Genomic DNA, 24,687 nt, shown 5'->3' with positions numbered 1-24,687 from the left:
AATTTTAATGTCTTACCAAGAAAATTACCAGAAATGGGTTGATTTTGCGGAGCTTCCTGACTACCTTCGTCAAGATTTGGAAAATATGGACGAAAAAACTAAGGAAGATGCCTTCTATACAAATCTTGAATTTGGTACTGCAGGTATGCGTGGCTTGATTGGTGCTGGTACAAACCGCATCAACATCTACGTTGTTCGCCAAGCTACTGAAGGTTTGGCTCGTTTGATTGAGTCAAAAGGTGGAAACGAAAAAGAACGTGGTGTCGCAATCGCCTACGATAGCCGTCACTTCTCACCAGAGTTTGCCTTTGAATCTGCGGCAGTTCTTGCTAAACACGGCATCAAATCTTATGTATTTGAAAGCCTTCGTCCAACTCCAGAACTATCATTTGCAGTTCGTCACCTCAACTGTTTCGCGGGTATCATGGTCACAGCCAGCCACAACCCTGCACCATTTAACGGTTACAAGGTTTACGGTGAAGACGGTGGACAAATGCCCCCACACGACGCAGACGCTTTGACTACTTATATCCGTGCAATCGAAAATCCATTTGCGGTAGAAGTTGCTGATGTGGAAGCTGAAAAAGCTTCTGGCTTGATTGAAGTTATCGGCGAAGCTGTTGACGTAGAATACCTTAAAGAGGTTAAGGACGTAAACATCAACCCAGCCTTGATTGAAGAATTCGGTAAAGACATGAAGATTGTCTACACACCACTTCATGGTACTGGTGAAATGTTGGCTCGTCGTGCTCTTGCCCAAGCAGGATTTGACTCTGTTCAAGTCGTTGAAGCGCAAGCAACTGCTGACCCAGACTTCTCAACTGTAAAATCGCCAAACCCAGAAAGCCAAGCAGCCTTTGCACTTGCTGAAGAACTTGGTCGTCAAGTTGGTGCAGACGTTCTTGTCGCAACTGACCCTGATGCTGACCGTGTTGGTGTTGAAGTTCTTCAAAAAGATGGTAGCTACCTCAACCTTTCAGGTAACCAAATCGGTGCCATCATGGCTAAATACATCTTGGAAGCCCACAAAAACGCTGGAACTCTTCCTGAAAATGCAGCCCTCTGCAAATCTATCGTATCAACTGACTTGGTAACGAAGATTGCTGAAAGCTACGGCGCAACTATGTTCAACGTTTTGACAGGTTTCAAATTTATCGCTGAAAAAATCCAAGAATTCGAAGAAAAACACAATCACACATACATGATGGGATTTGAAGAAAGCTTCGGTTACTTGATTAAACCTTTCGTACGTGATAAAGACGCTATTCAAGCCGTTCTTGTCGTTGCTGAACTTGCTGCCTACTACCGTTCTCGTGGTTTGACACTTGCTGACGGTATCGAAGAAATCTACAAAGAATACGGCTACTACGCAGAAAAAACTATCTCTGTTACCCTTTCAGGTGTTGATGGTGCTGAACAAATCAAAGCGATTATGGCTAAATTCCGTAACAACGCTCCAAAAGAATGGAATGCAACAGCTATCACTGTAGTAGAAGACTTCAAGGCTCAAACTGCCACTGCTGCTGACGGTACTGTTACAAATTTGACAACTCCTCCAAGTGATGTTTTGAAATACACACTTGCTGACGGTTCATGGATTGCTGTTCGCCCTTCAGGTACAGAACCAAAAATCAAGTTCTACATTGCAGTTGTAGGTGAAACCAACGAAGAATCACAAGCTAAAATCGCTAACATCGAAGCAGAAATCAATGCTTTTGTAAAATAAAGCCCTATAAAAGATGAGACCAACCAATCTCATCTTTTTTTCGTATCAAATCTAAGCAATTTTAGAAACTTTATGGCATACTAGACTTATCAATGAAAGCGAGGTAATCTCATGGAACAATTTTTAGATAATATCAAAGACCTTGAAGTCACTACAGTAGCGCGTGCGGAAGAAGCTCTTGATAAAAAAGAAACTGCAACCTTCTTTATCGGTCGCAAAACTTGCCCTTACTGCCGTAAATTTGCTGGTACCTTGGCAGGTGTCGTAGCTGACACTAAAGCTCACATCTACTTCATCAACAGTGAAGAACCAAGCCAACTCAATGAGTTGCAAGCATTCCGCTCACGCTACGGAATCCCAACTGTACCAGGATTTGTTCACATTGCGGATGGACAAATCAATGTCCGTTGCGACTCTTCAATGTCAGCACAAGAAATCAAAGATTTCGCTGGATTGTAAAAAAGCCACTCATCGAGTGGTTTTTAAATGGTCAAAATTACGTTTTTTCAAGCAAATCTTGTATCATCCGATGCAGTTCTTCGATTTTCTCAGATTGTTTCTCTATTAATATTCTTTGGCCCGATAATTCGTCTTGGAGTTTATCAAGTTTTATCTGTTCATCTGGATTATCTTTTACAAAAAAGTTCGTCAAGGCACTTGTTAACATTCCTATTGTACTAATCCCTACCAACATTAATAAAAAAGCTAGCCATTTCCCAAAAAGGGAAACTGGAACAATATCACCATAACCAACAGTGGTTACTGTCACAAGAGCCCACCAAAGACTATCTGAGAAAGATTTTTCTTCAACTACAGATAAAATTGAACTTCCTACTAGAACAATAAAAATATTAACATACAAGATATAAATCAGGCCATTTGTCCGTAAGAATCTACTAATTTTTCTTTCTAATTTACCTGTAAGTCCAATTATTCTAAGTAAACGAGTCAGTTTCAGTAATTTTGTCAGCCTTGCTAAGCGGAAGATACGCCCTAATCGCAATACTGTAAAAATAGCATTTAAAGGAAGGATAGCTAACAAGTCAAAGATATTTTCAAGTATAAACCTCCATTTTGCTTTACTTGAAAAGAACCGCCAACCATAATCTACCACAAACACAAACCAAAGTAGCAAGTCAATAATACTGTATGGAGGACTGTCTAAATCAATCATCTCAGCAAATCCAAGTAATACCAGAATATACTCAACTTTAATTCAATAAATATCTCTCCGATGACCAACTTCTAAAGTAGCAATGACTAATTCATCATCTACAATTTGTACGATAACTCGATAATTACCAATTCTATAGCGCCATTGACCAACGCGATTACCAACCAAAGCCTTTCCGTGTCGTCTTGGGTCTTCCAAAACATTGGTTTGTAAATAGTTTGTAATTATCTTCTGCGTATAACGATCCAATTTTTTCAATTGCTTGATGAAACGTCTTGTTGGAACTAATTTATACAAATTATTCATCCTCCAAGCCTAAATCATGCATCATTTCTTCCCAAGTAATGGGTTCAACTCCTTTTTCCAAGTCTTCTAAATACTCTTGATAGGCTAAATCTGCCACACGAGCATCGTATTCATCTTCTAGAGCTTCAAGAGTTTTGGTGCGGATAAGTTCCGACAGGGAAACCCCTTCAAACTTAGCCATTGCTTTCATAAATGTTTTATCAGCTTCAGAAACTTTTAATGTAATAGTAGTCATCTTTTGCACTCCCTTTTTTAATAGTAACACCATTGTATTACTTTTTAGGTGTTCAGTCAATATAAAAAGAACACCTTCTTAGCGTTCTTTCTATATATCTGTCAATGGTGTTGCGGTATCTGGTGAGGTATCATATACCTTAAAGTCTATCCCAACTCCAAGATCAGCTTGAGCCAACTGATTTACCATGGTCATATGAGCCAGTTCCTTGATATTGTTCTCCTTAGATAAATGACCAAGGTAGATTTTCTTAGTGCGGTTTCCCAAGGTACGAATCATAGCTTCAGCACCGTCCTCGTTAGAAAGGTGACCCAGATCCGATAGGATTCGTTGTTTGAGTCGCCAAGCGTAAGAACCTGCTCGCAAAATCTCTACATCATGGTTGGACTCGATAAGATAGCCATCTGCATTCTCGACAATTCCTGCCATACGGTCACTAACATAACCTGTATCTGTCAAAAGGACAAAACTCTTGTCATCCTTCATAAAGCGATAGAACTGAGGTGCGACCGCATCATGGCTAACACCAAAACTCTCAATGTCGATATCTCCAAAGGTTTTGGTTTTACCCATTTCAAAGATATGCTTTTGCGAGGCATCCACCTTGCCAAGATACTTGCTATTTTCCATAGCCTGCCAGGTCTTTTCATTGGCATACAAATCCATACCATACTTGCGAGCCAACACACCGACTCCATGGATATGGTCAGAATGCTCATGGGTAATCAAGATGGCATCCAAGTCTTCTGGCTTGCGATTTATTTCAGCAAGTAGGCTGGTGATTTTCTTACCAGATAAGCCTGCATCCACTAAAAGTTTCTTTTTTGGCGTTTCCAGATAAAAGGAATTTCCACTGGAACCCGACGCTAAAATACTGTATTTAAAGCCTGTTTCACTCATTCTGGTCTTCTATTTCGTCCTCCCATACTTCTTCCTTCACTGCATCCTTATCATAAGGGAGCACAATGGTAAAGGTTGATCCCTTACCATATATACTCTTGGCCCAAATAAAACCATTATGCTGTTTGATAATTTCTTTAGCAATAGCTAGACCTAGCCCAGTTCCACCTTGGGCACGACTTCTAGCACGATCCACACGGTAGAAACGGTCAAAGATACGTGGCAAATCCTGCTTAGGAATACCCAATCCTTGGTCTGAGATAGACAAAATCATCTGATCATCAGTTGTCTTCATGGTCACTGTGATTTTTCCACCATCTGGAGAATATTTAATGGCATTGTTGAGAATATTATCAATCACCTGCGTCATCTTATCTGTATCAATTTCAATCCAGACAGAGGTAATCGGATAATCTCTAACCAATTCGTATTTCTTCTCTTCATCTGATCCCCTCATCTTATCAAAACGGTTAAGAATAAAGGTAATAAAGGCAGTAAAGTTAATCAGTTCGACATCTAGATGACTGGTTGCATTATCAATACGTGAAAGATGAAGAAGGTCTGTCACCATTCGCATCATACGGTTGGTTTCGTCTAGAGACACCTTGATAAAATCTGGTGCGACAGGTTCTGACAAGGCACCCTCATCCAAGGCTTCAAGATAGGATTTTACACTAGTCAGAGGCGTCCGTAGCTCATGACTAACGTTCGAAACAAAGAGTCTCCGTTCGCGCTCCTCCTTCTCCTGCTCCGTCGTATCGTGTAAAACAGCAACCAAACCAGAAATAAAGCCAGACTCACGACGAACCAAGGCAAAACGTACACGAAGGCTCAGATATTCACCATTGTCATCCTGAGAATCAATCATGAGCTCAGGAATTTGGGTAATCAAATCACGAAGTTCATACTCATCTTCAATCTGAAGCAATTCTAGAATACTTTTATTGAGAACCTCTTCCTTCTGAACACCTAGCTGTTTCTTGGCCATGTCGTTAATCATAGTAATCTTGCCACGACGATTGGTCGCAAGAACTCCGTCTGTCATGTATGAGAGGATACTGTGTAATCGTTTACTCTCTTGTTCCAGATTTTCTTGGGTCAAGCGGATTACTTCTGATAAATCATTAAGATTATTGGTAATATTAGTGATTTCAGAGCTTCCCTGCATATCCAATACCTGAGAATAATCTCCTGCAATCAGGTCCTTTACCTTTTGATTGATTTGCTTCAACCGAATGTTATCCCTACGATTTTCTAGTAAAAGCAAGGTCACAACTAAAATAAAGCCAAGTAGAATGAGGATAAAGATAAAATCACTGGTTAAAACTGTGTCTTTTATTAGTTTAATCATTATTTCTCATATAATAACCAACACCGCGACGTGTTAGGATATACTCTGGACGACTTGGTGTATCTTCAATCTTCTCACGCAAACGTCTGATAGTTACGTCAACAGTCCGAACATCTCCAAAATAATCATAACCCCAGACCGTTTCAAGCAAGTGTTCACGGGTAATCACTTGACCAATATGAGAAGCCAAGTGGTACAAGAGCTCAAATTCACGGTGGGTTAAGTCTAGTTCTTCACCGTATTTTTTAGCTACATAAGCATCTGGCACAATCTCCAAGTCCCCAATTTGCAAGGGTTGGGTTTTCTTTTCATCTGACTCTTGATTATCTACAGAAGCCAAGTCCGTGCGACGAAGGAGAGCTTTAACACGCGCCTGCAACTCACGATTTGAGAAGGGTTTGGTTACATAGTCATCTGCACCAAGCTCTAAACCGATAACCTTATCAAATTCACTGTCTTTAGCTGAAAGCATGATAATAGGTACACTACTAGTCTTGCGAATAGTCTTAGCAACTTCTAAACCATCAATTTCTGGAAGCATCAAATCCAGAATAATAATATCTGGTTGCTCTGCTTCATATTGCTCTAGCGCTTCACGACCATTAAAAGCAGTTACAACCTCGTAACCTTCCTTGGTCATATTAAACTTGATAATATCCGAGATTGGTTTTTCATCATCTACAATTAATATTTTTTTCATTTGTTCACCTTTTTCTCTACTATTATATCAAAAAAATAACAAGAAAACACAATAGCTAGTCTTTGCTACTGTCTAACTTAGCTTGTGCATAAGCCTGCCAGATTTTTTGTTGGGGTTTGGCAAGTGGAACATCCTTGAACTCTTCTGGTGAAAGCCAGCGAACTTCCCTATCTGAAAAATCCTGGAAGTCAGTCACCTGACCTGCTACAATTTGAACATGCCACTTGCGATGACTAAAGACATGCTTAACAGTGTCAAAATAAATATCAAGCCAATCAACATCTAGGTCATAGTCCTGCTGGAAACTCTCTTCTGGACTGGGTCCAAAATTCACACTTTCTTCTGCAACCTGATGGAAGAGGTCAAACTGCTCCTCTTGCGAAAAGTCACCTACTTCTACCAGTGGGAAATGCCAAAAACCTGCCAATAGCTTTTCACTTTCATTCTTTTCAAGTAAAAATTGTCCCTGAGAATTGTTCACAACTAAGGCTTTAAGATAAATAGGAACAGGCTTTTTCTTTGGAGCCTTGATTGGATAACGGTTCATGGTTCCATTCTGATATGCTGCACTAAAGTCCTTAATTGGGCTTTCTTCTGGTCTGGGATTTACAGGTGCCTCAATATCTGAGCCCAAGTCCATCAAGGCTTGATTAAAGTCACCAGGCCTTTCTGGGTCAATCAAGATTTCCATCATTGCCTGAAAAATTTTGCGATTGCTAGGAATTCCGATATCATGATTAACTTCAAACAGACGTGCCAGCACTCGCATGACATTACCATCTACAGCTGGCTCAGGCAAGTTAAAAGCAATACTGGAAATCGCTCCTGCTGTGTAAGGTCCAATTCCTTTCAAGCTGGAAATTCCTTCATAGGTGTTTGGAAATTGACCACCAAAGTCAGCCATAATCTGCTGAGCTGCAGCCTGCATATTACGAACTCGAGAATAATAACCCAAACCTTCCCAAGCCTTCAACAAACGTTCTTCAGGGGCAGTTGCCAAACTTTCCACTGTTGGAAACCAGTCCAAGAATCGTTCGTAATAGGGAATAACCGTATCCACCCTAGTCTGCTGGAGCATAATTTCAGACACCCATATATGATAAGGATTTTTACTTCTACGCCACGGTAAATCTCTTTTGTTTTCATCATACCAGGAAAGAAGTTTCTCACGAAAAGAAACAATCTTCTCCTCTGGCCACATGACGATACCGTATTCTTTCAAATCTAACATATTTCTAGTATAACACAGAAGATTCTAACTGTCCTTTTCCTAGTATTAGTACTCTTCGAAAATCAAATTCAAACCACGTCAACGTCGCCTTGCCGTACTCAAGTACAGCCTGCGGCTAGTTTCCTAGTTTGCTCTTTGATTTTCATTGAGTATAAAAAGCCTCTTCCCAAGGGAAAGAGGACTAAATCTTATTGATGAACTGCCTGGGCTGCTGTGATAAGTGTTAACTTGTAAACATCATCAGCATTACATCCACGAGAAAGGTCGTTAACTGGCTTGTTCAAACCTTGCAAAACAGGACCAACAGCCGCAAAACCACCGAGACGTTCGGCCATCTTGTAGCCGATATTTCCTGCCTCGATACCTGGGAAGATGAAGACATTTGCTTGACCAGCTACTGTACTTCCAGGAGCTTTCAAAGCTGCAGTTTCAGGAACAAAGGCTGCATCAAATTGCAACTCACCATCGATTTCAAGGTCAGGGCGCAAGTCGTGAGCAATTTTAGTTGCTTCAACAACCTTATCAACGCTTTCTCCAAATCCTGAACCTTTAGTAGAATAGCTTAGCATAGCAATTTTAGGCTCGATTCCAAACATCTTAGCTGTAATTGCTGAGTTGATTGCAATTTCAGCCAAGGCTTCAGCGTCTGGATTGATATTGATGGCACAGTCCCCAAAGAGGTAACGCTCCGTACCACGAACCATGAGGAAGGCACCTGAAGTACGAGTTACATTTGGACGAGTTTTGATGATTTGAAGAGCTGGACGAACTGTTGAAGCTGTTGAGTGAATCGCTCCTGACACCATTCCATCAACCAAGCCCAAGTAAACCAACATAACACCAAAATAGTTGACATCTTCAACCAAAACCTTGCGTGCATCTTCTTCAGACATTTTGCCCTTGCGACGCTCCACTAAAGCAGCAACCATTTCTTCAAATTTATCGTAGTGTTGAGGGTCGATGACTTCATAACCGTCCTCAATACCTTCGATTTCAAGATAAATTTTAATTTTTTCAGGATTTCCAAGCAAAACAGGAATCACTTCTGTTTCTTTTACCAGGCGTTTAGTCGCTTGAAGAATACGAGGTTCTTCCCCTTCAGGGAGAACGATACGAGCATTTTTACCAACCAAGTTGGCTTTGAGACTTTCAAAAACTTCCATGAGTTTTCTCCTTTTAGATAATAATTATACTCTGAAACTGTTTTTATAGAGTATTAGTTGATAACTGGGTAATAAGGTTGCTAAAATCATTCGGCAAGGGACTTTCTAACTGCAAGTCTTGCTCTAAAAATGGATGATAAAAAGTTAAGGAATGACAATGTAGGGCCTGGCGCTGAATTCCATCGTCTAGACTACCACCGTACAAGTCATCTCCCAACAAAGGAAAACCAATATGAGAAAAATGGACTCGGATTTGGTGGGTTCGACCAGTGTGCAGGCGAATGTCTACCAAATGAATATTCCCATAAGATGCTACAATCTTGTAAGAAGTATGAGCATACTTTCCACCTTTAGCTACGCGTCTGGTAATAATAGAGTCTTCATCACGCGCAATCGGAGCAATAATTTCACCCTTTGATTCCAAATATCCATCACCTTTAACTAAGGCAAAGTAGCGTTTCTCGATAGATTTCTTCTGCAACTGCTTGTCTAATCGTGCATGGGCATAGCCGTGCTTAGCAAAGAGCATCAAGCCAGAAGTATCTCTATCAAGTCTAGTTACAATGTGAACCTGCTGATTTTCATATTTTTGCTTGACGTAGTAACCCTTGATAAAATTGGCAATGGTATTGGAGTGATTGACACTAGGAATAGAAGCCACTCCATAGGGTTTATTTAAAACTAGAAAATGATCATCCTCATAGAGAATGTCTAATGGTCTCTCGATAGCTTCTAGAGTTTCAAAACCTTCCTCAGCAGGAATATCGATGATAACAAGGTCTCCAATATCCAATAGATAGGTTGCATTTTGTGGTTGATCATTGACCAGAATAGCTCCACCTCGAAACTTAATCTTGGCCAGAAGCCCCTTAGAAACCTCATGCTTTTTCAAAAAGGTCTTAACCTTGACATGTTCATCTGCGATAAATTCAAACCTCATTCATCCACCTCGCCGATAAAAGCATCCTTAACGCGGTTCCAGAAACTGGTATGGCTAGGTGATGCGACAAAGTGAATCTTATGATGGTCGATTTGATACTCAATACGCCCAATATTACGGAAAGAATACACGCTATTGTCAACCGAAATAGTATGGTAATCGTTTCTCGTTGGAATGAGTTCAATCTTATCCTTCTTAGGAACAATAATGGAAGAGCCCAGGGTTCGATAGACACGATTATTAAGGCTAGCAATTTCCGTTAATTGTAAAGCTTCAATGGTTGGGTGTAAAACAGCTCCGCCAAGTGATTTGTTATAGGCTGTACTACCAGTCGGTGTCGAAACTGTCAGCCCATCTCCACGAAAACGTTCAAAGTGGACACCGTTAATCACAACATCCGCCACCATGGTTCGATCAGACCTGCGGATACTGGCTTCATTTAGTGCTCTGAAAATCTTAACTTCACCATTTTCAAGAAAGACCTTCACATTCAGAACAGGGTAAGAGACTCTTGCTCCGGTATCTAGTTGCAAATTAGTCACTAGCTTGTCCAACTCAAAATCACGGTAGTCCGTATAGAAGCCCAAATGTCCAGTATGAACTCCGATAAAGCGGACCTTATCAAGTTGATTTTCGTACTTATGAAAGGCCGACAAAAGCATGCCATCCCCACCAATGGAAATAACGATATCTGGATTGGTATCATTGAGTATAAACTGATTTCTCTTCAAACGATCTCGCAATTCATACAAAACCCTTTGACTCTGTGGTTTTCTATTAGCTATCAGGTCAATTCGTTTACCTGTATTCTTCATCTGTATCGTCACTGTTCCCTACACCATCATTTAATTTTCTGCTCAAAGGATCAAAAAGGGCCTGAGCTTCTTGAATATCATCACGAATTTTACCCATTTCTTCATCCAACTGATGAGCAATCTTGGCCGTGATTTCCAGTCGCTTCTTTATCTCCTCTGGGAAATCCCCTTGGTACTTGTAGTTGAGAGAATGTTCTATCGTTGCCCAAAAATTCATAGCCAAGGTACGAATTTGAATTTCTGCTAAAATGGTCTTGGCTCCATTGATGGTGTCAACCGTATATTCTACTACCACATGGTAGGAACGGTAGCCCGAAGCCTTTCGATGAGTAATGTAATCGCGCTCCTGTATGATCCGCATATCCTGACGTTTACGCAAAATAGCCACAACTTCTTGGACGTCATCTACAAACTGGACCATCACACGCAAACCAGCAATATCCTGCAAATCGGGTTCTAAGGTCGCATAAGTAATGCCACGACGAGCCATTTTTTCCTTGATGCTCTCAATTGGCTTGACTCGACCAGTCACAAACTCAATCGGAGAATGCTTATTTTGTTTACGATATTGCTTACGAATACCACGAAGTTTAATTTTTAACTCACCAACAGCTTGAATGTAAGGATCTAGAAATTCTTCCCATTCTAAGGTCATATATTCTCCCTTGTTCTCATATTATCCTTCAAAAATATCTTTGATTTTTTCTCCAGATTCATATACAATAAATACAATGCTTATTATACCATAAATCCGCTTTCATTGATAAAGAAAAGGTAAGAAAATTGAAACATTTAGAAATTGAATTGAAAACACTATTGAAAAAAGATGAATACAATCGTCTAAAAGACCAGTTCACAGGTGTCACTCCTGTTCTTCAAAAAAATTACTACATCGACACGCCTGATTTTGAACTGCGAGAAAAGAAAGTCGCTATGCGCATTCGAACCTTTGAAGACTGGGCAGAATTGACACTCAAAGTCCCGCAAAGTGTTGGAAACATGGAATACAACCAAAAATTGCAACTAAAAGATGCTGAAAACTATCTGATCAAGGAAGAACTTCCTCAGGGGCTGGTTCTTGATGAATTAGCGAAACATGGTATCCAAACTAGTGAGTGGCATGTGCTTGGTTGTCTCACAACGCTTCGCTATGAAATGCAAACAGCTATTGGTCTCATGGCACTGGATGAGAGTCAGTACTTTGATATTACAGATTACGAATTAGAGCTTGAAGTGGAAAATCACGAGCAAGGCAAACAGGATTTCCAACAATTTTTAGAGGATAATCAGATTTCCTACCAAAAAGCTCCCTCAAAATTGGTCCGATTTGTCAAAAGCATGAAAAATAGCTGAAATAATCTCTATTTTTTGATAAAATAGAAAAGATAAAAATACACAAATCCCAGTTCATATATGTAAGGCAAATATAACTAGGATTTATAAAGTTTACAGAGGACGGTCTATAATGTCAGATAGAAAAAACATGAAACTTTTCGCACTCAACTCTAACCAAGAGATTGCACAGAAAATTGCACAAGCTGTTGGTGTCCCACTTGGAAAACTATCATCACGTCAATTTTCAGACGGAGAAATCCAAGTAAATATCGAAGAAAGTGTCCGTGGTTATGATGTTTACATCATCCAATCAACAAGTTTCCCTGTTAACAACCACCTAATGGAATTGTTAATCATGGTAGATGCTTGTGTGCGCGCAAGTGCCCACAGTATCAACGTTGTCCTTCCATATTTTGGCTATGCACGTCAAGACCGCATTGCTTCACCACGTGAACCACTTACAGCAAAACTAGTTGCTAATATGCTGGTTAAGGCTGGTGTTGACCGTGTCCTTACGCTTGATTTGCATGCTGTTCAGGTGCAAGGCTTCTTTGATATTCCTGTTGACAACCTCTACACAGTTCCCCTATTTGCAAAACATTACTGCGATAAGGGCCTACTCGGTTCAGATGTTGTCGTGGTTAGCCCTAAAAATTCAGGTGTGAAACGTGCTCGTAGCTTGGCTGAGTATCTTGATGCTCCTATCGCCATTATCGACTACCCTCAAGACGATGCAACTCGTAACGAAGGTTATATTATCGGTGATGTTGAAGGTAAGAAAGCTATCTTGATTGACGATATTTTAAATACAGGACGTACCTTCTCTGAAGCTGCTAAAATCGTTGAACGTGAAGGGGCTACAGAAATTTATGCTGTTTCTAGTCATGGTCTCTTCGTTGAGGGAGCTGCTGAACTTCTTGACAATACTAATATTAAGGAAATTCTTGTAACTGATTCAGTAGCAACAAAAGAAAAAACTCCTAAAAACGTATGCTACATCACTGCTAGTGAGTTAATTGGTGATGCCATCGTCCGTATCCACGAAAGAAAACCAGTCAGCCCACTCTTTGCTTACAACAAAAAGAAATAAGGTGATTCTTTGATTTATTTGGACAATGCTGCAACGACTCCTATGTCAGCAGTTGCTATTTCAGCGATGACCAAGGTTATGCAAGAAACCCATGGCAATCCATCTAGTATTCATGGTCATGGTCGGCAAGCTGGCAAACTCTTGCGAGAAGCCCGTCAGGAACTAGCCCAGTTACTGGGGACAAAACCTCAACATATCTTTTTCACTTCTGGTGGGACAGAAGGCAACAATACTGCCATCATTGGCTACTGCCTTCGTCACCAAGAGCAAGGAAAACATATCATCACAACTGCCATTGAGCACCATGCCGTCCTTGAAACCATTGATTACTTGGTTCAATACTTCGGTTTTGAAGTAACAATTATCCAGCCAGAAAATCAAGAAATCACAGCTCAACAAATTCAAAAGGTTTTACGTGACGATACGATTTTGGTTTCTACCATGTTTGCTAATAATGAGACAGGAAACCTATTGCCCATTGCTGAAATCGGCCAAATACTCAAGCAACACCCTGCTGCCTATCATGTCGATGCAGTTCAGGCTATTGGTAAAGTCCCTATACACCCAGAAGAATTGGGCATTGATTTTCTCACTGCTTCTGCCCATAAATTCCATGGTCCCAAGGGAGTCGGTTTTCTCTACGCTTCTAGCATGGATTTTGATTCCTATCTACATGGTGGTGACCAAGAACAGAAAAAACGTGCAGGGACTGAAAATCTAGCTGCCATCGTAGGCATGGTTGCAGCCCTAAAAGAGGACCTAGAAAAACAAGAAGAACATTTTCAACATGTACAAAATCTAGAAACTGCCTTTCTTGCAGAGCTAGAGGGAGTTCAGTATTACCTGAATAGAGGCGAACACCATCTCCCTTATGTTCTCAATATTGGATTTCCTGGCCAGAAAAATGACCTCTTACTCCTTCGTCTAGATTTGGCTGGAATTTCAATCTCTACTGGCTCAGCCTGCACTGCAGGCATTGTCCAATCCAGCCATGTTCTTGAAGCTATGTACGGAGCAAATTCAGAACGCTTGAAGGAATCCGTTCGTATCAGTTTGTCGCCACAAAATACTGTTGAAGACCTACAAACCCTCGCAAAAACCTTAAAAGAAATTATCGGAGGTTAGCCATATGGCATTTGAAAAAACCATTCAGTTAAAAAATTGTCGTTACGACTACACTCTTAGCCCTTCTGTTAAAAAATTCACCCTTAAGGACAATACCTTTTTTGAGACTAAGGTTGGTAACTATGAATTGACTCGCCTTTTGGAAAAAGTTCCGAACAGCGGTGAGGGATTCCAACTCAAAATCATCATTAACAAGGAACTTACAGGAGCTAAAATCAATATCACTGACAAGTTTGGTCTTCGTCTGGTTGATATTTTCAAATCAGAAGACCACCACATTCATCAGGAAAAATTCTACTTCCTCATGGATAGTTTAGTAGAACGTGGTGTCTTTACAAAATCGGAAAGATAGGTCCCATATGTTTGAACTGACCTATAAGGACAGCTATCATGTAGAGCGCACTCTCAAGTATGAGGATTACGAGGCTCTCATGCTTGCTCTGTCAGGATGTGTGACTCTGCCAGATACACTTTATGTAACTTCTTTGACCTTTAAAGGGCGGGAAGTTTACCAAGGACTGGTCGGAGACCTCTACCGTTTTCTATCACATGCAGATTTTTTACATCAAAACTAAGATTTTTCTTAGTTTTTTCTTATTTTTGTTGATTTTTTCACAATGTTTCTATAAAATAGAAGAATAGAAAGGTTGTGATTTTGTGAAAGATAAACAGTCTGCTATTCCGAAAGCTACAGCAAAAAGACTCTCTCTCTACTATCGAATTTTTAAGAGATTTCATGCAGAAAAGATTGAACGTGCCAACTCTAAACAAATTGCAGAGGCCATCGGTATTGATTCAGCGACAGTTCGTCGTGATTTTTCCTATTTTGGTGAACTAGGTCGGCGTGGATTTGGCTATGATGTCAAAAAACTGATGACATTTTTTGCCGATTTGCTTAACGATAACTCCATCACCAATGTCATGCTGGTAGGTATTGGAAATATGGGCCATGCCCTTCTCCACTACCGCTTCCACGAACGTAACAAGATGAAGATTATCATGGCCTTTGACCTAGATGACCATCCTGAGGTCGGTACCCAAACTCCTGACGGGATTCCCATTTACGGGATTTCTCAAATCAAGGAAAAAATCAAGGATGCTGACGTGAAGACTGCTATCCTGACCGTTCCCAGCGTTAAGTCACAAGAGGTTGCTAATCTCTTGGTGGATGCTGGCGTGAAAGGAATTCTCAGTTTTTCACCAGTCCATCTACATTTACCAAAAGACGTGGTCGTTCAGTATGTCGATTTGACAAGCGAACTCCAAACCCTCCTCTATTTCATGCGAAGAGAGGATTAGAAAGCGAACATCATTTTATGAAAAAACCAGTTATTGGGATTACAGGAAACGAAAAAACTCATCCAGATGATAACATCATGATGAGCTACGCAGCAAAAGGCTTTGTTGAAGGCGTTAAAGACGCTGGAGGGATTCCCATCATCCTACCGATTGGTGATCAAGAAATGGCCTGCCACTATATCAGTATGATTGACAAGCTCATCTTAACGGGTGGGCAAAATGTTGATCCAAAATTCTATGGTGAACCAAAAACTATCGATAGTGATGACTACCATCTTCAAAGAGATATCTTTGAACTAGCCCTCATCAAGGAAGCTATTAAACAGAAAAAGCCTATTTTCTCCGTCTGTCGTGGGACTCAACTCTTTAACGTTGCCATGGGTGGAACTTTGTATCAAGATATCGAAGACCACTGGCAAGATTGTTCTGCCGAGTACACAACTCAACGCTTAGTAACAGAACCAGATACTGTTCTCCGAGCAATCTATGGGGAAATTTCCCATATCAACTCCTTCCACCATCAGAGCATCAAGGATTTGGCCCCCAACTTAAAAGTTGTGGCTCACGATCCCAAAGATGGCATTATTGAAGCTGTTATGAGCACGAATGATGTTGCCTTTCTCGGTGTTCAATGGCATCCAGAATTTCTTTTTGAAAATCGTCCCAAAGATAAAAAACTCTTTGACTATGTCGTTAATGAACTTTAAATTAAATCTGTTTTTTCACGATAACTAAAGTAACTAGAATGAGAGACAATCAAATGGTCCAAGAGGACAATCCCCATCAGTTCACAGGCTTCTTTGACTAGTTTAGTGACATGATCATCATTTCGGCTAGGCGCTACTGCTCCTGAAGGATGATTATGAACCAAGATAAGAGAAGTCGCCATATGCTTGATGGCATAGTGAAGAATCTCTCGCGGTTCAGCGATACTACGAGTGGCAGAACCAATAAAAATGGTCTGTTGATGGATGATTTGATTTTGAGTATTGAGATAGAGCGCCACTAGGTGCTCTTGTTTTTTATGTCCCAACTCCTGCTGCATCTTCTTGGCCAACTTTTGACTGCTGAGAATACTTTCCATCTCAAGGGTCTCATGTTTGTGAATACGATGACCTAGCTCAATCATAGCTTGTAATTCTATGGCCTTAACACGCCCGATACCAGATAGACTCTGCAACTCCTGCAGGGTCATTTTTTTCAAATCAGTTAGGCTTGAAAGATTGCTCAAGACTTTCTGGGCAATTTCAAAAACGCTAGCTTGACGTGTTCCTGTCCTGAGTAAAATAGCTAGCAACTCTTGATTACTGAGCGCTTCTACTCCTTCCTTGGCCAGTCTTTCTCTTGGTAATAGTGAATCTTCTTGAAATGAAATACTATACATAAAAATCCTCCTCACTTTATTATTCGTGAGAAGGATGGAAAATTAGATTTTTTTCTCAATTGGAGCCACACTGGCTAAAAGTTTTTTCAAACCTACTTCTGGGAAATTGATTTTTAATTCCTGCGTAGCACCGCTTCCTGAAACTTCCAAAACAGTTCCCTCTCCCCATTTCTTGTGGAGAGCAATGTCACCAATGGACCAATTTGCCTCGCTAGACGCTGATTTTGCTCCAGCTGTAAATTGACCAAATGGAAGACCGCTTGACTGGATAGATTTTGGGGCAGCACTGCGTTTACGGTCTTGAAGGGCCTGGGCAAGACTCATACCTTGACCAAAGGCAATCCCACCACTGCTATAAGATGCTTTAAAGCTTGTATTTGCAGGACGGGCCAGACCTTGATACTCAAGCAAATCTGAACTGATTTCGTTAATAAAACGAGTCGGACGGTTGTAGTTGGTACGACCAAAAAGCAGGCGCGAATTAGCATTGGTCAGATAGAGTATTTTCTCTGCACGCGTAATTCCTACATAGGCCAGACGGCGTTCTTCTTCTAATTCATCTGGATCTTCAGCGGCACGACTAAGCGGAAAGACATTTTCTTCCATCCCAATCAAAAAGACAACTGGAAACTCAAGACCTTTGGAAGCATGCAGGGTCATCAGGGTAACTTCTGATGTCTCCTGACTACCTGAATCTGTGTCGGCAATCAAGGCCAAGTCATTTAAGAAACGACTCAGTTTGTCCAGACCAGTTTCTTCTTCTGGCCCATCAGAGGTGTCATCAAAGTTTTTTGTAACAGAAAGGAACTCTTCGATATTTTCAACTCGAGCTTTGCTTTCTAGAGTCGCTTGGGCATTAAGAATATCGACGTAACCTGTTTTTTCTAGAACCGCCTCAACCAACTCAGTAATGCTTAAGCGGTCCAATTGCTCTCGCAAATCCAGAATCATATTGGCAAAATCCCAGATAGACTGGGCTGCTTTACCCTTGATACCAGACAACATAATATTGGCAGAAGCATCTAGCATAGACATGTCCTGCATATTCGCAAAATCACGGATTTTCTCAACAGTGCCTGGGCCAATTCCACGCTTCGGTTCGTTGATAATGCGCTCAAAACTGATATTGTCACTCAAATTTGCAATGAGGTTAAGATAAGCGATAATATCACGAATTTCTTTACGGCTGTAGAACTTTGTTCCTCCAACCATGGTATAAGGGATGTTTGACTTGAGCAGGGCTTCCTCAATAGTACGAGACTGGGCGTTTGTACGATAGAGAACTGCAAAATCCTTGTGAAGGAAGTTTTGACTGCGACCAAGTTCATCAATAGTTTTAGCCACAAATACAGCCTCATCTAGTTCATCATTGGCACGATAGTAAACGATTTGCTCCCCATCTGCATTCTGGGTCCAGAGATTTTTAGGACGACGATTTTTATTGTTTTTAATAACTTCATTAGCTGCTTGAAGAATAGTCTTCGTAGAGCGATAATTTTCTTCTAACAAAACAACCTTGGCTTGAGGATAATCTTTCTCAAAATCTAAGATATTCTGCATATCAGCACCACGCCAACCATAGATAGACTGGTCTGCATCCCCAACCACACAGATATTTTTAAAACGGGAGGCCAAGAGTTTGACCAGTTGGTACTGGGCATGGTTGGTATCTTGGTACTCATCAACGTGGATGTATTGGAACTTTTGCTGGTAGTAGGTCAAGACATCAGGATTTTGATCAAAGAGACGCAAGGTCAGCATAATCAAGTCATCAAAGTCAACCGACTCAGACTGACGAAGCTCTTTTTGGTAAGCAGTGTAACACTGCGCCACGATTTGCGTGTACATATCTCCAGCTTGAGCAGCATAAGCCACATCATCAATCAAATCATTCTTAGCATTTGAAATAGTCCCTAAGATACTCCGTTCATTCCATTTTTTAGGATCCAAATTCAACTGCTTTAGAATGCGTTTCATAAGAGTTCGCTGCTCCCCTGGATCTACAATAGTAAAATTGCGGTTGTAGCCAATATGGTCCGCATCACGACGCAAAATACGAACACACATGGAGTGGAAGGTCGCAATCAAACAGTCCTGAGTGGCTGGATTAAGGTTATAAGCACGCTCTTTCATCTCACGTGCAGCCTTGTTGGTAAAGGTAATGGCCAAGATATTCCAAGGATTGACCAGCTTTTCATCAATCAAATAAGCTATGCGGTGGGTCAAAACACGGGTCTTTCCAGACCCTGCCCCTGCCATGATTAACAAGGGGCCTTCTGTCGTTTGTACCGCCTCAGCCTGACGGTCATTCATTCCATTTAATAATGAGTTCATCTTCTCTTCCTTACTCTTGAAGTCAATATTTCTATTATATCAGAAATCAGGGAAAATATCTTTACCTAGACCGGTTACGACTAGTAAACAACTCTCTCATCAGCTGAAGACAAGGCCTTATATCTAGATAAAAAATGAGCTTGGATAGTATTTCCAAACTCATTTGAATTCAATTAAACTATTAGAACAAGCCTAGAACGGTTCCATCGCTTTCAACATCCATGTTGAGGGCTGCTGGTCGTTTTGGAAGTCCTGGCATGGTCATGACATCGCCAGTTAAGGCAACGATGAAGCCTGCACCTAATTTTGGCACCAATTCGCGAATGGTAATTTCAAAGTTTTCAGGTGCTCCAAGTGCATTTGGATTGTCTGAGAAGCTATACTGGGTCTTAGCCATACAGATTGGTAATTTGTCCCATCCGTTTTGAACGATTTGAGCGATTTGTGTTTGAGCTTTCTTCTCAAAGTTTACTTTGCTACCACGGTAGATTTCAGTAACAATCTTTTCAATCTTTTCTTGAACAGAAAGGTCGTTGTCATACAAACGTTTATAGTTAGCTGGATTTTCAGAGATAGTCTTAGCAACTGTTTCGGCAAGCGCTACTCCACCTTCTGCACCATCAGCCCAGACACTAGCCAACTCAACTGGTACATCGATTGAAGCACAGAGTTCTTTCAAGGCTGCAATTTCAGCTTCTGTATCAGATACAAATTCGTTAATAGCTACAACTGCTGGAATACCGAACTTACGGATGTTCTCAACATGGCGTTTCAAGTTGGCAAAACCGGTACGAACAGCTTCTACGTTTTCTTCAGTCAGAGCGTCTTTAGCCACACCACCATTCATCTTAAGGGCACGAAGGGTTGCAACAATGACAACTGCATCTGGAGATGTTGGCAAGTTTGGTGTCTTAATATCAAGGAATTTCTCAGCACCAAGGTCTGCACCAAAACCAGCTTCAGTAACTGTGTAATCAGCCAAGTGAAGGGCTGTGCTTGTTGCCAAAACTGAATTACATCCATGAGCAATATTGGCAAATGGACCACCGTGTACAAAGGCAGGAGTTCCGTAAATTGTCTGAACCAAGTTTGGCTTAATAGCGTCCTTCAAGATCAATGCTAAAGCACCTTCAACCTGCAAATCACCAACAGAAACTGGAGTACGGTCATAACGATAACCAATAACGATATTCGCCAAACGGCGTTTCAAGTCCTCGATGTCTGTTGCCAAGCAAAGAATTGCCATGATCTCTGAAGCAACTGTAATGTCAAAGCCATCCTCACGTGGAATACCATTTAGAGGGCCACCAAGCCCAACTGTTACATGGCGAAGAGCACGGTCGTTCAAGTCCACAACACGTTTCCAAAGGATACGACGTTGGTCAATTCCCAACTCATTCCCTTGGTGCAAGTGGTTGTCAATCAAGGCAGAAAGCGCATTGTTGGCAGTCGTAATGGCATGCATGTCTCCAGTGAAGTGAAGGTTGATGTCTTCCATTGGCAGAACTTGAGCGTAACCACCACCAGCGGCACCACCCTTGATACCCATTACTGGACCAAGAGATGGTTCGCGAATAGCAATCATTGTTTTCTTGCCAATCTTGTTCAAGGCATCCGCAAGACCAATGGTAATAGTTGATTTTCCTTCACCTGCAGGTGTTGGATTGATGGCAGTAACCAGAATCAATTTTCCAACTGGATTGCTCTCAACTGCACGAATTTTATCAAAGCTGAGCTTAGCCTTGTACTTTCCGTACAACTCCAAATCGTCGTAAGAAATACCAAGTTTCTCTACAACATCAACAATTGGCTTTAGCTCAATACTCTGTGCGATTTCAATATCTGTTTTCATTCAAAACTCCTCTAACCTCTTATATGATAACTCATTATAACACAAAACAAGATTTTTAACATCCTAAAACTCTCTAAACGTTCGTAAATATCCCTGTTTTTAAGGTTTTTAGAGTCCTTTCTTAAATTTTATATGGCTTTATAGTTTGAAACTATAGTAAATCTTCGTTTTTACCAAAAATTTATCGCTTTCATTTTACTTACCGTTTATTTTTGTGTACAATAGTGCTATGAAAATTTTAGTTACATCGGGCGGTACCAGTGAAGCCATCGATAGCGTCCGCTCTATCACTAACCATTCTACCGGTCGTTTGGGGAAAATCATCACAGAAACCCTGCTTGCTGCAGGGCATGAAGTTTGTTTAATAACGACAAAAAGAGCTTTGAAACCAGAATCCCATCCCAACCTAAGTATTCGAGAAATTAACAATACCAAGGACCTTCTACTGGAAATGCAAGAACGTGTTCAGGATTATCAGGTCTTGATTCACTCAATGGCGGTATCCGACTACACTCCTGTTTATATGACAGGGCTGGAGGAAGTTCAGGCTAGCTCTAATCTAGAAGAATTTTTAAGCAAGCAAAATCATCAAGCTAAGATTTCTTCAACTGATGATGTTCAAGTTTTGTTCCTTAAAAAGACACCCAAAATCATCTCTCTAGTCAAGGAGTGGAATCCTGCTATTCATCTGATTGGTTTCAAACTGCTGGTTGATATTTCTGAGGATTATCTCATCGAGATTGCCAGAAAAAGTCTTATCAATAACCAAGCAGACTTGATTATTGCAAATGACCTCACTCAAATCTCAGCAAACCAGCATCGTGCAATCTTTGTTGAAAAAGATCAGCTTCAAACAGTCCAGACTAAAGAAGAAATTGCAGAACTCCTCCTTAAAAAAATTCAAGCCTATCATTCATAGAAAGGAAAGCTATGGCACATATTCTCTTGGCTGTAACGGGCTCAATCGCCTCTTACAAGTCGGCAGATTTAGTCAGTTCTCTAAAAAAACAAGGCCACCAAGTCACTGTTTTAATGACTCAGGCTGCTACAGAGTTTATCCAACCTTTGACACTACAGGTACTCTCACAGAACCCTGTCCACTTGGATGTCATGAAGGAACCCTATCCTGATCAGGTCAATCATATCGAACTTGGAAAAAAGGCGGATTTATTTATTGTGGCCCCTGCAACTGCTAACACTATTGCAAAACTAGCCCACGGCTTTGCGGACAACATGGTGACCAGTACGGCTCTAGCCTTGCCAAGTCATATCCCAAAACTCATCGCACCAGCAATGAATACAAAAATGTATGACCATCCGGCAACTCAGGCTAATCTGAAAACATTAGAAAGCTACGGCTATCAGCTGATTGCTCCTAAGGAATCCCTACTAGCTTGTGGCGACCATGGACGAGGAGCTTTAGCCGACCTCACAATTATTTTAGAAAGAATAAAGGAAACTCTCGATGAAAAAACGCTCTAACATTGCACCTATTGCTATCTTTTTTGCAACCATGCTCGTGATACACTTTCTGAGCTCACTTATCTTTAACCTTTTTCCATTCCCAATCAAACCGACTATCGTTCATATTCCTGTCATTATTGCCAGCATTATTTACGGCCCACGAGTTGGGGTTACACTTGGATTTTTGATGGGGTTACTTAGTTTGACGGTTAATACAATTACGATTCTACCGACAAGCTACCTCTTCTCCCCATTTGTACCAAACGGAAACATCTACTCAGCTATCATTGCAATTGTCCCACGTATTTTGATTGGTTTAACTCCGTATCTAGTTTATAAACTGATGAAAAATAAAACTGGTCTTATTTTAGCTGGTGCCCTTGGTTCACTTACTAACACAGTCTTTGTACTTGGTGGAATTTTCTACCTTTTTGGAAATGTCTTTGATGGTAATATCCAAAAACTCCTAGCAACCGTTATCTCAACAAATTCGATTGCCGAATTAGTCATTTCCGCAATTCTTACTCTAGCTATTGTTCCAAGACTACAGACTTTGAAAAAATAAAAACATCTCCACTTTCAAGCTTGAAGGTGGAGATGTTGCTCTATACAGTTTTTTTTAGTGAAATCTTTACCAATATTTAATTTAAAATGACCTATAAACCCAAGTAAATCCTTGCTTTATTATCTTGTTTATAGTACTATACTAGTGTATATACAGTTAAAAGGAGATTCTTATGAACACGCGGAAAAAAACACAATTTATGACAATGACTGCCCTCTTGACGGCTATTGCAATTTTGATTCCAATTGTTATGCCTTTCAAGATTGTCATTCCACCTGCTTCTTACACTTTGGGTAGCCACATAGCTATTTTTATCGCTATGTTCTTGTCGCCCTTGATGGCCATCTTTGTCATCATAGCCTCTAGTTTTGGATTTTTGATGGCTGGCTATCCCATGGTTATCGTTTTTCGAGCTTTTTCACATATCTTTTTTGGAACTTTGGGAGCTTTTTACTTGAAGAAATTTCCTGAAACGTTGGAAAACTCCAAAACCTCTTGGATTTTCAACTTTGTGTTAGCGCTTGTCCATGCCCTTGCTGAAGTATTAGCCTGTGTCCTTTTTTACGCAACTTCTGGTACCAATGTAGAAAATATGTTTTATGTTCTATTTGTGCTAGTTGGATTTGGTACAATTATCCATAGTATGGTAGACTATACATTAGCACTAGCTGTCTATAAAGTGCTTCGAAAACGCCGTTAAAAGGAAAAGCTATGACAAAAGATCGCAAACAAGCTCTGCTCCAACTCTTGAAAGAAGCTCCTAAAGCCCTTAATGGCCAAAGTTTGGCGGAACATTTTCATGTCACACGTCAGGTCATTGTGCAGGACATTGCAATTTTGAGAGCCGATGGTGCTCCTATCCTATCCACTAATCGTGGCTACGTCTATAAGCAAATTGATACCAATCCTTATGTCCATAAACTTTTCAAGGTGAAACATGAAGTTGAAGAAATCGGTCAAGAACTCCTTGCTATCGTCGATAATGGAGGACGTGTCCAGAATACTTTGATTGACCATCCCGTTTATGGAGAAATTGAAACCTTGCTTAAACTGTCTTGCCGCAGAGATGTTCAACATTTTCTAGAACAAGTCGAGCATTCTGATTTTAGACCTTTATCTGAATTAACAGATGGTGTCCATTACCACCTAGTCGAAGCCGAAACACAACAAGACCTCCACTATATCGAGGAGGCCTTGGATCAGCTCGGTTATTTAGTAAAAGACTAGAAGATTTTCTTCTCCCAATCATCTTCTGTACGGCGAGGGTAGAAAAATTCAGATTTGTCCGGAGCTTCCATCATCTCCATCAAAGGTAGCATATCATAGGCCAGATCCAAGTTTGGAATCTGGTCTTTTTGCACCCAAGAAACTTCTCCTTCATCTGAAGAGCGAAGGCTACCAGAGAACTCAGTCGCCTTATAACAAATGACAATATAGCGCCCACCTGTATCTAGTGGCCAATTTTTAATGCCGACAAGTTGAGGATTTTGGATAGTCAATCCTGTTTCTTCGTAGATTTCACGAATGACAGACTCCGCAAAAGCCTCACCATTTTCAACATGACCTCCAGGAAAGGCATAACCAGACCAGCGATTTGTTTCAGGAGAGCGATACTGCATAACCACGCGCTGAGTTTCGAGGTCTTCGATCAGACAAATATTTGTTAAAATCGTTAATTGGGAACGGGACATATTTTCT

At 40.7% G+C, this 24,687-nt stretch carries 28 protein-coding genes and 1 pseudogene; 14 read left to right on the top strand and 15 right to left on the bottom strand.

The genetic code is table 11. The features are described from left to right. Window positions 1–7 precede the first annotated feature (7 nt). Together NMM17_RS07620 and NMM17_RS07615 are read left to right on the top strand one after the other, a co-directional pair. A complete protein-coding gene (locus NMM17_RS07620) occupies window positions 8–1,726 on the top strand; it encodes a phospho-sugar mutase (protein WP_000121686.1) in 1,719 nt (572 codons plus the stop codon). 111 nt (window positions 1,727–1,837) lie between these two features. Then, window positions 1,838–2,185: a thiol reductase thioredoxin gene (locus NMM17_RS07615; protein ID WP_000434630.1), complete on the top strand. Its 348-nt coding sequence runs from the start codon at window positions 1,838–1,840 to the stop codon at window positions 2,183–2,185. 37 nt (window positions 2,186–2,222) lie between these two features. Here the strand turns inward: NMM17_RS07615 and NMM17_RS07610 are convergent. The 11 genes and pseudogenes from NMM17_RS07610 to NMM17_RS07560 form a co-directional block, all read right to left on the bottom strand. Then, window positions 2,223–2,927: pseudogene (locus NMM17_RS07610) on the bottom strand (potassium channel family protein); the annotation flags it as partial. A gap of 15 nt (window positions 2,928–2,942) precedes the next feature. Next, window positions 2,943–3,197, bottom strand: coding sequence for a type II toxin-antitoxin system RelE/ParE family toxin (locus tag NMM17_RS07605; RefSeq protein ID WP_004239453.1), 255 nt, complete (start codon window positions 3,195–3,197; stop codon window positions 2,943–2,945). A gap of 1 nt (window position 3,198) precedes the next feature. Next, window positions 3,199–3,441 carry a type II toxin-antitoxin system RelB family antitoxin gene (relB, locus tag NMM17_RS07600; protein WP_000208079.1) on the bottom strand — a complete coding sequence of 81 codons (243 nt, stop codon included), beginning with the start codon at window positions 3,439–3,441 and terminating at the stop codon, window positions 3,199–3,201. Between the two features lie 90 nt (window positions 3,442–3,531). Beyond that, complete coding sequence (locus NMM17_RS07595; RefSeq protein WP_004254224.1) at window positions 3,532–4,341, bottom strand: MBL fold metallo-hydrolase; 810 nt, start codon at window positions 4,339–4,341, stop codon at window positions 3,532–3,534. Further along, window positions 4,334–5,692 (bottom strand): cell wall metabolism sensor histidine kinase VicK, encoded by a 1,359-nt coding sequence (gene vicK / locus NMM17_RS07590; RefSeq protein WP_254754179.1) that lies wholly within the window; start codon window positions 5,690–5,692, stop codon window positions 4,334–4,336. Before vicK ends, NMM17_RS07595 begins: the two co-directional genes overlap by 8 nt. Then, window positions 5,685–6,392 carry a response regulator YycF gene (gene yycF, locus NMM17_RS07585; RefSeq protein ID WP_033685152.1) on the bottom strand — a complete coding sequence of 236 codons (708 nt, stop codon included), beginning with the start codon at window positions 6,390–6,392 and terminating at the stop codon, window positions 5,685–5,687. The genes vicK and yycF overlap by 8 nt, the downstream gene beginning before the upstream one ends. A 55-nt stretch (window positions 6,393–6,447) precedes the next feature. After that, on the bottom strand, window positions 6,448–7,623 hold the full coding sequence (mutY, locus tag NMM17_RS07580) for an A/G-specific adenine glycosylase (protein WP_238096162.1): 1,176 nt from the start codon (window positions 7,621–7,623) through the stop codon (window positions 6,448–6,450). Window positions 7,624–7,811: 188 nt separating this feature from the next. Further along, window positions 7,812–8,786: a phosphate acetyltransferase gene (pta, locus tag NMM17_RS07575; protein ID WP_000451571.1), complete on the bottom strand. Its 975-nt coding sequence runs from the start codon at window positions 8,784–8,786 to the stop codon at window positions 7,812–7,814. A 43-nt stretch (window positions 8,787–8,829) separates the two neighbouring features. After that, window positions 8,830–9,726 carry an RluA family pseudouridine synthase gene (locus NMM17_RS07570; protein WP_254754178.1) on the bottom strand — a complete coding sequence of 299 codons (897 nt, stop codon included), beginning with the start codon at window positions 9,724–9,726 and terminating at the stop codon, window positions 8,830–8,832. Beyond that, complete coding sequence (locus tag NMM17_RS07565; RefSeq protein ID WP_254754177.1) at window positions 9,723–10,541, bottom strand: NAD kinase; 819 nt, start codon at window positions 10,539–10,541, stop codon at window positions 9,723–9,725. Before NMM17_RS07565 ends, NMM17_RS07570 begins: the two co-directional genes overlap by 4 nt. Continuing rightward, window positions 10,525–11,196: a GTP pyrophosphokinase family protein gene (locus NMM17_RS07560; RefSeq protein WP_254754176.1), complete on the bottom strand. Its 672-nt coding sequence runs from the start codon at window positions 11,194–11,196 to the stop codon at window positions 10,525–10,527. Before NMM17_RS07560 ends, NMM17_RS07565 begins: the two co-directional genes overlap by 17 nt. 128 nt (window positions 11,197–11,324) lie before the next feature. Here NMM17_RS07560 and NMM17_RS07555 point away from each other — a divergent pair, with 128 nt between their 5' ends. From NMM17_RS07555 to NMM17_RS07525, 7 genes are all read left to right on the top strand, one after another. Further along, a complete protein-coding gene (locus tag NMM17_RS07555; RefSeq protein ID WP_254754175.1) occupies window positions 11,325–11,894 on the top strand; it encodes a CYTH domain-containing protein in 570 nt (189 codons plus the stop codon). A gap of 112 nt (window positions 11,895–12,006) precedes the next feature. Continuing rightward, window positions 12,007–12,966, top strand: coding sequence for a ribose-phosphate diphosphokinase (locus NMM17_RS07550; protein ID WP_001283823.1), 960 nt, complete (start codon window positions 12,007–12,009; stop codon window positions 12,964–12,966). A 9-nt stretch (window positions 12,967–12,975) separates the two neighbouring features. Further along, window positions 12,976–14,091, top strand: coding sequence for a cysteine desulfurase family protein (locus NMM17_RS07545; protein WP_254754174.1), 1,116 nt, complete (start codon window positions 12,976–12,978; stop codon window positions 14,089–14,091). Between the two features lie 4 nt (window positions 14,092–14,095). Further along, window positions 14,096–14,443, top strand: a complete 348-nt coding sequence (locus NMM17_RS07540) for a DUF1831 domain-containing protein (RefSeq protein WP_000863540.1) — start codon at window positions 14,096–14,098, stop codon at window positions 14,441–14,443. 7 nt (window positions 14,444–14,450) lie between these two features. Continuing rightward, the gene (locus NMM17_RS07535) at window positions 14,451–14,666 is read left to right on the top strand and encodes a DUF4649 family protein (protein WP_049509385.1); all 216 of its coding nucleotides are present in this window, start codon (window positions 14,451–14,453) and stop codon (window positions 14,664–14,666) included. A gap of 82 nt (window positions 14,667–14,748) precedes the next feature. Further along, window positions 14,749–15,390 carry a redox-sensing transcriptional repressor Rex gene (locus NMM17_RS07530; protein ID WP_084926534.1) on the top strand — a complete coding sequence of 214 codons (642 nt, stop codon included), beginning with the start codon at window positions 14,749–14,751 and terminating at the stop codon, window positions 15,388–15,390. A 17-nt stretch (window positions 15,391–15,407) separates the two neighbouring features. Next, window positions 15,408–16,097 (top strand): gamma-glutamyl-gamma-aminobutyrate hydrolase family protein, encoded by a 690-nt coding sequence (locus tag NMM17_RS07525; RefSeq protein ID WP_000743349.1) that lies wholly within the window; start codon window positions 15,408–15,410, stop codon window positions 16,095–16,097. Here the strand turns inward: NMM17_RS07525 and radC are convergent. The 3 genes from radC to NMM17_RS07510 all read right to left on the bottom strand — a co-directional run bounded on the left by radC (window position 16,094) and on the right by NMM17_RS07510 (window position 20,960). Beyond that, complete coding sequence (radC, locus tag NMM17_RS07520; protein ID WP_000286928.1) at window positions 16,094–16,774, bottom strand: DNA repair protein RadC; 681 nt, start codon at window positions 16,772–16,774, stop codon at window positions 16,094–16,096. The two genes, NMM17_RS07525 and radC, sit on opposite strands and share 4 nt — an antisense overlap. 42 nt (window positions 16,775–16,816) lie before the next feature. Further along, complete coding sequence (pcrA, locus tag NMM17_RS07515) at window positions 16,817–19,108, bottom strand: DNA helicase PcrA (RefSeq protein ID WP_001086797.1); 2,292 nt, start codon at window positions 19,106–19,108, stop codon at window positions 16,817–16,819. Between the two features lie 181 nt (window positions 19,109–19,289). After that, window positions 19,290–20,960, bottom strand: a complete 1,671-nt coding sequence (locus NMM17_RS07510) for a formate--tetrahydrofolate ligase (RefSeq protein WP_000845255.1) — start codon at window positions 20,958–20,960, stop codon at window positions 19,290–19,292. 229 nt (window positions 20,961–21,189) lie between these two features. On the opposite strand from NMM17_RS07510, the gene coaB reads away from it, so the two are divergent. The 5 genes from coaB to NMM17_RS07485 all read left to right on the top strand — a co-directional run bounded on the left by coaB (window position 21,190) and on the right by NMM17_RS07485 (window position 24,216). Then, window positions 21,190–21,879, top strand: a complete 690-nt coding sequence (gene coaB / locus NMM17_RS07505; RefSeq protein WP_254754173.1) for a phosphopantothenate--cysteine ligase — start codon at window positions 21,190–21,192, stop codon at window positions 21,877–21,879. A gap of 11 nt (window positions 21,880–21,890) precedes the next feature. Further along, window positions 21,891–22,442, top strand: coding sequence for a phosphopantothenoylcysteine decarboxylase (gene coaC, locus NMM17_RS07500; protein ID WP_004254190.1), 552 nt, complete (start codon window positions 21,891–21,893; stop codon window positions 22,440–22,442). Next, on the top strand, window positions 22,426–22,989 hold the full coding sequence (locus NMM17_RS07495; RefSeq protein ID WP_004254189.1) for an ECF transporter S component: 564 nt from the start codon (window positions 22,426–22,428) through the stop codon (window positions 22,987–22,989). The genes coaC and NMM17_RS07495 overlap by 17 nt, the downstream gene beginning before the upstream one ends. A gap of 172 nt (window positions 22,990–23,161) precedes the next feature. After that, window positions 23,162–23,689 (top strand): ECF transporter S component, encoded by a 528-nt coding sequence (locus tag NMM17_RS07490; protein WP_254754172.1) that lies wholly within the window; start codon window positions 23,162–23,164, stop codon window positions 23,687–23,689. 11 nt (window positions 23,690–23,700) lie between these two features. Continuing rightward, entirely contained in the window at window positions 23,701–24,216 is a 516-nt protein-coding gene (locus NMM17_RS07485) for a transcription repressor NadR (RefSeq protein ID WP_000159186.1), read from the top strand. On the opposite strand, the gene NMM17_RS07480 is transcribed toward NMM17_RS07485, so the two are convergent. Beyond that, entirely contained in the window at window positions 24,213–24,680 is a 468-nt protein-coding gene (locus tag NMM17_RS07480) for an 8-oxo-dGTP diphosphatase (RefSeq protein ID WP_203176515.1), read from the bottom strand. The two genes, NMM17_RS07485 and NMM17_RS07480, sit on opposite strands and share 4 nt — an antisense overlap. Between the last annotated feature and the right edge of the window lie 7 nt (window positions 24,681–24,687).

It is taken from the genome of Streptococcus sp. CF7_Ac1-12, from assembly GCF_024295905.1.
Taxonomy (GTDB): Bacteria; Bacillota; Bacilli; order Lactobacillales; family Streptococcaceae; genus Streptococcus; species Streptococcus mitis_AP.
The sequence above is the reverse complement of the archived record's forward strand: the minus strand, read 5'-3'. Positions and strand labels throughout refer to the sequence as shown.